Genomic DNA, 8,823 nt, shown 5'->3' on the forward strand with positions numbered 1-8,823 from the left:
TAATTTTTTTAAGGAAGGTCTCATGGCTACAGCTTTTGGCTCCGTTTTTATGCCTGAAATGTCAATCACTTGGTTTGACGGTTCTAGCTGGAGTGCGCCTGAGATGGTCCCTAGTGACAGTATTCAGATGCACCCAGGTGCACATGTACTGCACTATTCCAGCACATGTTTTGAAGGCCTTAAGGCTTTCCGTCATGAAGATGGCTCTATCAAAGTTTTCCGAATTGATCGTAACGTATCCCGTATGGCGCAGAGTGCTCGTCTTTTGGCTTTGCCAGAGCTGGACGAAGAATTTGTCACTAAGATGATTCTGGATACCGTTAAACGCTTTGAATCGGATGTGCCGGCTCCTCCGGGGTCCATGTATATCCGCCCAACGCTCTTTGGAACAGAGCCAGCAATCGGTAAAGCCGCGGCTCCATCAGATACTGCATGTTTCTACGTACTACTATCTCCGGTAGGTGATTATTTTGCAGGTGGTGATCGTGCCCTGCGTCTTCTTGTTGAAGACAATGGCGTGCGCTGTGCGCCACATAACGGCATGATTAAGAGTGGTGGTAACTACGCGAGTGCTCTGTTGCCAACCATGAAAGCGAAGGCCGAGCATAATGTCGATCAGGTTCTGTTCTGCCCGAACGGTGATATTCAGGAGACCGGGGCGGCAAACTTTCTGTTGATTGATGGTGATGAAGTTATCACCCGTGATCTGGATGAAAGCTTCCTACATGGGGTAACCCGTGATTCTGTTCTCACTATTGCAGCAGATCTGGGCATGAAAGTATCTGAGAGAACTTTGCCTGTTGAAGAGATGCTGGGACGTATTGCCAAGCCTGGTTGCGAAGCTGCTCTGTCTGGAACCGCTGCGGTTCTGGCACCGGTAGGCACTATGGTTTACCACGGTGAGGAGTATCAGGTTGGTAATGGTGGTATCGGTGAGACAACTCTGAAACTACGTAAGGCTCTGAATGATATCCAGTGGGGGCGTGCGGAAGATAAACATGGTTGGTTGACCGACGTTTAAATTACCCTGGATTTTTAAATAAAAAAAGGCAGCTATCAAGCTGCCTTTTTTGTGTCTGTTATCTGTTAGCCTTCCATTAGTTTGTTCCAGATGGCTGCAACAGCACTTCGGCTTTCTACCATTTCTGAATCAGAGATCGTATTGGAGCGATCCTGCAAAGTCTGGCGGTGTCCGACTGAGCGGAAATCTTTATAAGCCTCTCGTAAAGTTTCAGCTTCCTCTGCGGAGAGAAGAGCATTTTTCTCAGCCGCATCAAGAATGCGGATGTTGTCTGTGAATTCGTACAGATCTGGGTATTGATGCGCATAGTTAAGCACCAGGAACTGCACTATGAACTCAATATCTACGATGCCACCACGATCATGCTTAAGGTGGAATACTGGATTTTCTTCGTTCTCAGTATTTTTGCTGCCCAGATGTGAACGCATCTTTTCTCGCATCTCGGCTACTTCTTCAAGCAGTGTTTTTTCATCACGCTGTTGTCCCAGTATTTCAGCACGGACCTGCTCAAATCCATCTTTAAGCTGCATGTCCCCGGCAATAAAACGGGCACGAACAAGAGCCTGATGTTCCCAGGTCCAGGCCTCTTTCTGCTGATAATCAAGGAATGATTTCAGAGAGCTTACCAGTAGGCCAGAGTTGCCTGATGGACGTAGACGCATATCTACTTCGTACAGCTGTCCCGAAGTGGTGAATGTATTCAGGATGTGAATAATCTTTTGCCCTAGTCGGGTAAAGAATACTGAGTTGGCGATCTGTTTATCACCGTCGGTAAACAGGTTTGGATCAGAATCGTGAATAAACACCAGATCCAGGTCTGAACCGTAGGAGAGCTCAATACCTCCCATCTTGCCATAACCGATGACGATAAAGTCAGGATCACAGGCAACACCGGCTGTTTTCTGTGGTGAACCGTGTTTCTCTGTAAGTAGGCGCCAAGCGATATCGACTACCGCTTCTAGAATCACTTCCGCGGTCCAGGTCAGGTAATCGCTTACCTTCATCAAAGGTAAGGCGCCGGTAATCTCGGATGCAGCAACTCTTAATGCATGGGCGCTCTTAAAATAGCGCAGAGCATCCATCAACTGTTCAGTGTCTTCTTCCGGGATGCGCAGCAGCTGTTGACGAAGTTCGCTATTTAACTGTTCTTTATTAGGTGGCGAGTATAGCGAGCTGGTATCGATCAGTTCATCTAGAAGAATAGGTTGTTTCGCTAGTTTCTCTGAGAACCAGTTGGATGCAGAGCAGAGTTTTACTAACTGCTGCAGTGCGGTTGGGTTTTCGGCCAGCAGAACCAGGTATGCGGAACGGCGCAAGATCGCTTGAATCAGCTGTAAAACTCTCGTCAGCGTTTCGCTGGAATTCTCTGTTTGGGATACTTCCTGCAGGAGCTTTGGTAAGACTGCGAGTAAACGTTCCTGTGCAATCTGCTGCAGCATTTTAACTGTTCGAGAATTGCGTAGATCTGACAGTTGTTTCCAGGCCTCTTCTACATCATCAAAGCCCTGTTCTTTCAGGCATTGTTGAGCTTGCTCATCGTCCAAATCGTCATTCCATAGGGAAAGCCAGGTTTCATCGCAGCAGCTTTCAGTATCGCTGGCCTCTTCCTCAGTTGGAGCGATCAGCTCTGCGAAGTGTTTTCGAACATCTTCTCGGTAGCTTTCCAACTGGTCAGCAAACGCCTGCCAGTTATCAAAGCCCATACTGAAGGCCAAGCGTAGTTGTTCCTCTTCGCTATCAGGTAGTTCCTGTGTCTGTTTATCGTTTACAGCTTGAATAGCGTGCTCAGCGTTACGCAGGAATTTGTATGCTTGCATCAATTCATCGGATGCTTGTTGTGGCATGCCTACCGCATCAGGCAGTAGCGGCAGAATTTTGCAAAGCTCTCTCTGCTGCAGGCGAGAATCTCGACCCCCACGCAATAACTGGAATACCTGAGCGATAAACTCGACTTCGCGGATACCACCGGAGCCCAGCTTGACGTTATTGTTCAGCCCTTTGCGGCGAACCTCGCGGCTAATCATGTCCTTCATTTCGCGCAGAGAATCAAAGGCACTGAAATCGATGTATTTACGATAAACAAACGGGCGCAGAATGCTCATCAACTCCTGGCCGGCATCTTTATCACCCGCCATTACCCGGGCTTTAATCATGGCGTAGCGTTCCCACTCACGACCATGTTCCTGATAGTAGCCTTCCATCGCATCGAAACTGATCGCTAAAGGTCCTGCTGAACCAAAAGGACGAAGGCGCATATCAACACGGAATACAAAACCATCGATAGTGGAGTTATCCAATGCCTGAATCAACTTTTTGCCCAGACGGATAAAGAACTCCTGATTCTCAAGGTTCTTTTTCTCGCCATCGGTCTCACCGTTTTCCGGATAGACATAGATCAGATCGATATCAGAGGAGAGGTTTAGCTCGTTGGCTCCAAGCTTGCCCATACCCAGCACAACCATACGTTGCGGCTTTTTGCTGTAGCGTCCGATAGGGTTGCCCCAGCGCTGTGCCGCCTGCGCATGTAGCCAATCCATTGTTTGTTCGACGCAAGCATCAGCCAGCCAAGACAACTCCTGCGTTGTGGTGCGCATATCATTCATTCGGGTCAGGTCACGCCAGATTATGCGCACCTGTTCACGTTGCCTGAATTGACGCAGGGTTTTATGCAGTTGTTCTTCCGTCTCTATTTCAGATAGCAGGTTATTTAACTTGGTCTGATACTGACCTTCCTGATAATTGGAGTAGAGATCACCAGAACTTAACAGATCCGGTAGCATATCCGGGTTACGACTCAGTTGTTCGGTAACAAAGTTACTTCCTGTAGCAACTCGGGTCAGATCCGCAGCCAGAGAATCTGGTCCTTCCTGCAACTGTTCAATCACAGGAAGTAATTGCTCCCAGTTCTGTTGCAGTAACGAATGAAGGCCTTCTGGTAGTAGATCGGTTTGCGCTGTTAGCATAAAGAGGCTGTCTCCTGATGACTTTTCCTTTTGATGTCTGCGAAGCATGACTTGCTCGTATACGGCAGACCTCTTAATCATATCAGTGATTGCTTAAGCAACCTGTGATTTTGATCATGCTTGTTGCAAGGGTTGCTGGGCTTGCTGTTGATGTTGTTCATTCCAGCGCTTGCGCCATGATCGTTCGATAAGCTGTTCCGATATAAGCAGAGCTAATACTCCGGGTTCAGCTGTTTGCAGCAGGACATCCACACGTGCGGCTGCACGAGCTGCTTGTTTCTGATGCCATTCTTCATCGGCCGCACCTGTTAATTCGGCGCTACGACGCCAGGCATCCATATCTCTCAGTTGTCGAATCAGTTTGATCAGCAGCTTGCTAATCACTCCATCTGGTTCTGCAGGGATAATCTCGCTGAAACTTTCATAGAGAGCATCGATATTGCGTAATGATTCCAATGCTTGATGGATGTTGTTCCAGTCTCTGTTGAAATGCCAGGCTTCAAACAGGCGTGGCCATAAACTCAGTTCGTTGGCCAGTAGCTGTACAAATATGTTCTCAAGTGTTTCTTGCTTATCCAGTTCTGGTTGTGATCGGATTACGCTATAGGCTTCTGGATTGTGCAAACGGTAACCACGTTCAGCTTTGCTGATATCGCTGATGTAGAGTGGAATACGGCGGGCTAGTTCGATGGCGAATTTCACCAGTTCAGTGCCTTCACCTTCAAGGAGTTCTATCTCTAGTTCACAGATAGGATCTTCTCGATCGAGATAGCGCACAGAGCCTTGATCCAGTGCGATCTCAGCTTTTAAGGTATTACCCTGACTATCCAGTGTATCGAGAATCCATATGGTTCTCTGGAAGTCGGTGGTAAATACCTCTTCAATCTGTTCCTGAATGCTCTCATTTTGCAGCGCTTTAGGCCATTCCGCTTTTTGCAAAAGGTCATAATCCAACTCTGGCTTCTTCAGCAACCACTCCCACTCCTGACGAGTATGCAGTCCCGCTTCAGAAGTGCCGCTGCTTTTTAGGGTCTGGATTAGTTTGTCGCCTTTCTCTCGAATGCGCAGTGCGACACGATGTTGAGTTAGTAGCTGATCAGGTGTGTCGTAATAAGTGTTCTTCAGCTGTTGGCAGCCCAGCTCTTTAATCTGCTCAGAACGGAAAAAAGGGTGTAGTTTCAGAGATTCCACATAGTGGGGGCTGAGGGTTAACTTAAGCTCTACTTCCGTGGCCATCTTATTGTTCTCTTTCATTATTATTTGTGGCTTGGTGGCAATCAGTCTACCCCAGTGACAGGTGGCCTGTGAATAAGCTCTGCGAATCAGTATTTGGCTTTTGATCAGATTAAGCCTACAGTAGCCATATAAGAAGTAATACTGCCTGTAAATACCGTGAACGACGATACAAAACAATACGTTAACTGGTTTCGCCACTCTTCTCCCTATATCAATGCACATCGGGGAAATACCTTTGTCTTGATGCTGGGGGGGGAGGCCGTTGCTGATCCAAACTTTGCCAACATCGTGCATGATATCGCCCTACTGAATAGTCTGGGGGTACGTCTGGTTCTGGTTCATGGATCACGTCCGCAGATCAGTGAACGTTTGCAGCAGAAACAGATTAGCTCGCAATTGCATCACCATCTACGGGTGACCGATCAGGATACGCTGACGTGTGTTATTGAAGCTTCAGCTATCGTTCGAGCGGAGATTGAATCCCGTTTATCTCTTGGCTTGCCGAATACGCCGATGGCGGGTTCTCGTATCAAAGTGGTATCCGGTAACTTCGTTACGGCTAAACCCGTGGGAGTGCTTGATGGTGTGGATATGGCCCATACCGGGGAAGTACGCCGTTTAGATAGTGATGCGATTAAACAGCAACTGGATGATGGCAATATTGTTCTGCTCTCTCATCTGGGTTATTCGCCCACAGGTGAGCTGTTTAATTTGGCTGTTGAAGATGTGGCTACCTGCGCGGCTACTTCTCTGGACGCTGACAAGCTCATACTATTTGGTGCGGATAAAGGCGTTATGGATAGCTCTAGTGAGTTGCGCAGTGAACTGTTGGCGCGCAAAGCTGAGCGTTTGGTGGCTCAGTATCTATCTTCGTTGCAGGACACTTCAGAAGCTCACACCGAACTTTCGCGTAACCTTGAAGCGGCGGTTTCCGCGTGCAGGGGAGGGGTTAAGCGTTGCCATCTGGTGAGTTACAAACAGGATGGGGCTTTGCTGGCCGAGCTGTTTACCCGTGATGGTGCCGGTACCATGGTTTTGCAGGAATCCTATGAGCAGTTGCGTCAGGCAACAATTGAAGATGTTGGTGCAGTCCTGCAGCTGATCCAGCCTTTAGAGAAGGATGGCACTTTGGTGCGTCGTTCCCGTGAAGTGCTGGAAAACGAAATTGAACAGTTTACCCTCATCGAACGTGATGGCGTGGTGATCGGCGGTGCTGCTCTGTACCCGTTTGCTGAAGATAAAATGGGTGAGTTGGCTTGTGTTGTGGTTGATCCGGAATACAAAGGTGGCGAGCGTGGTGATCAGTTACTTCAGGCGATTGAGCAACAGGCTTCACAGCTGAATCTGGATAAGTTGTTTGTGCTGACGACTAAAACTGCTCACTGGTTTATTGAGCGGGGTTTTGTGGAAAACAGTGTTGATCAGCTTCCGGGAGAGAAGAAGGCGTTGTTTAATCTGCAGCGTAATTCCAAGGTGTTTTTCAAAACGCTTTAATTGCTCGCGTTAGGAAACTGGGAAGCGAATTACAAAGCAGGTTCCTCCCAGCGGAGAATCTTTCACTTCAATTTCACCCTGGTAACTACTGATAATATCGGTTGCTACGGAAAGTCCAATTCCTTGCCCTTGAATGGATGTATCAAGGCGTTCACCTCGACGTAGGATCACTTTACGTAGTTCTGGTTTTACCCCAGGACCATCATCACAGATGCACAGTTTTAGATAGCCGCTTTTGATTTCGCCGCTCACTGATACTTTGCTATCACCATATTTGAAGGCGTTCTCCATGATGTTGCCCAGTACTTCCATCAGGTCACGTTCATCACCAAAAAACATAAGATTTGGGGTCAGGGAGGTCTGTGTGGTGAAGTTCTTATTCCGGTAAACCTTGCTCAATGCTGTCATCATACGTTCAACGATTGGCGTTAGAGCAACCGCTTTGCCCAGAGGTTTGGACTGACTTTTGACTGCGCGGGATAACTGGAATTGTACGATCTGGTCCATGCGCTCTACCTGATCTTCAACCAGTTGCTGATAAATTTCTCTGGATTGCTCTTCCGAGCTTGCGCCACGCATGACGGCCAAAGGCGTTTTCAGGCTGTGTGCCAGATCACCCAGAGTGTTGCGGTAGCGTTCTCGTTGTTGTCGCTCGCTGTCTATCAGACCATTCAGGTTATGAGTGACCGGCTCCACCTCTTCTGGATAATTACCCGATAACTTTTCAGATTTACCATCTTCAATCGACTTGAGGTCTTTGGCCAGATAGCGCAGGGGGATCAAACCCCAGCGTAAGATTAGAGTCTGGGCTAGCAGGGCGACGAGGAAGATAATACTTAACCACAGCGTAAGGTGTTGGTTATAAGTTCTGACATCCCGTAATAGCTGCGCATCGGACTCCATTACAGTGAATAGTAGGGAGCGTTCTTTTTGTTCCTCTTCCCAGATAATGCGGAGCTGATGTCTGAAAAGCTGCTTGTCCTCGAGGTGCTCAAATTTGGGTTCACCAGTTTCAAGACTGCTGCTTTCGATTACTTCGGAGAGTTGAGTGTCATCCAGCAGAATAGAGGATAGTGAGCGCCAGAGCAGTTGGCCTTTCTGTCCATGAATTGCTGCATAGAGGCCAGAGCCAGTCTGATCGTATCGAGGTTCAGGTAAACGTTCCGGGAATTGGATATGTTCCTTTTTTAGGTCAACTGCGCCTAGTAGTAGGTATACCTGCAACTGTAGTTTCTCCTGGACTGAATTCTCCAAGCTGTACTGATAGGCTCTACTTAGAGCAAAACCTGCAACCAGCAGTACCAGTGGGAGAATAACAGCGGAGGCGATCAGTAATCGCCCCTGCAGAGAGCGCAGGGGAGATGTTATGGTCACGCTTTTTCCTTGTTATCCAAAGCGAAGCGGTAACCTAAACCACGTACGGTAGTGATCGGTTGCAGTGTCTGATCAGGGTCTAGCTTCTGACGTAGACGACGTACAAATACTTCCAGAACATTACTATCACGATCAAAATCCTGGTGGTACAGGTGTTCGGTTAGCTCGCTCTTGGATATGGTTTTTCCTGCATTAAGAATCAGATATTCCAGCGTACGGTATTCATAACTGGTCAGTTTTACTATGTCATCATTGAGATAAACTACACTGCCGGTGGTATCTAGTTTGAGTGGACCAAACTCAAGTACTGGTTTGGCATGTCCTGCGGCACGGCGGAGCAGTGCATTAAGGCGTGCATTAAGCTCTTCCATATGGAATGGCTTTACCAGATAGTCATCCGCACCAGCTTCCAGACCTTCTACCTTGTCTTGCCAATCGCCGCGGGCCGTAAGGATTATAATTGGAAATTCTTTACCCTCTTCACGCCACTTTTTAATGACCTCTATGCCAGACATTTTGGGTAGGCCTAAGTCCACGATGGCAAGATCGTAGGGGTACTCTTGCCCCATATACAACGCTTCTTCACCGTCTTCGGTTTCTTCAACGGTATAGTTCTTACTTTCCAGAGCGCTGACTAGCTGACGGCGCAGATCCGGATCATCTTCTACAACCAATAATTTCATGTCTATGCCACTCCCTGTCAGAGATTGAGTACTTTGCCGTTGTGAATGTCGA

Annotated in this window: 6 protein-coding genes; 2 read left to right on the forward strand and 4 right to left on the reverse strand. The window is 47.9% G+C overall.

Translation table 11 applies throughout. From position 1 onward, the window contains the following. The first annotated feature begins 22 nt into the window (after window positions 1-22). Complete coding sequence (locus GY843_RS18455; RefSeq protein ID WP_297311831.1) at window positions 23-1,021, forward strand: branched-chain amino acid aminotransferase; 999 nt, start codon at window positions 23-25, stop codon at window positions 1,019-1,021. 65 nt (window positions 1,022-1,086) lie between these two features. Here the strand turns inward: GY843_RS18455 and glnE are convergent, their stop codons facing one another. After that, window positions 1,087-3,984 (reverse strand): bifunctional [glutamate--ammonia ligase]-adenylyl-L-tyrosine phosphorylase/[glutamate--ammonia-ligase] adenylyltransferase, encoded by a 2,898-nt coding sequence (gene glnE, locus GY843_RS18460; protein WP_297311833.1) that lies wholly within the window; start codon window positions 3,982-3,984, stop codon window positions 1,087-1,089. A gap of 114 nt (window positions 3,985-4,098) precedes the next feature. Continuing rightward, complete coding sequence (locus GY843_RS18465; protein WP_297311835.1) at window positions 4,099-5,238, reverse strand: inorganic triphosphatase; 1,140 nt, start codon at window positions 5,236-5,238, stop codon at window positions 4,099-4,101. A 138-nt stretch (window positions 5,239-5,376) separates the two neighbouring features. On the opposite strand from GY843_RS18465, the gene argA reads away from it, so the two are divergent. Then, window positions 5,377-6,714, forward strand: coding sequence for an amino-acid N-acetyltransferase (gene argA / locus GY843_RS18470; RefSeq protein WP_297311837.1), 1,338 nt, complete (start codon window positions 5,377-5,379; stop codon window positions 6,712-6,714). Between the two features lie 9 nt (window positions 6,715-6,723). Here argA and GY843_RS18475 read toward each other — a convergent pair whose 3' ends face one another. Further along, complete coding sequence (locus tag GY843_RS18475; RefSeq protein WP_297311839.1) at window positions 6,724-8,088, reverse strand: ATP-binding protein; 1,365 nt, start codon at window positions 8,086-8,088, stop codon at window positions 6,724-6,726. Continuing rightward, window positions 8,085-8,771, reverse strand: a complete 687-nt coding sequence (locus tag GY843_RS18480) for a response regulator transcription factor (RefSeq protein ID WP_297311842.1) — start codon at window positions 8,769-8,771, stop codon at window positions 8,085-8,087. The genes GY843_RS18475 and GY843_RS18480 overlap by 4 nt, the downstream gene beginning before the upstream one ends. Window positions 8,772-8,823 lie beyond the last annotated feature (52 nt).

Origin of the sequence: Neptuniibacter sp. (assembly GCF_024231755.1) — a bacterium.
GTDB lineage: Bacteria > Pseudomonadota > Gammaproteobacteria > Pseudomonadales > Balneatricaceae > Neptuniibacter.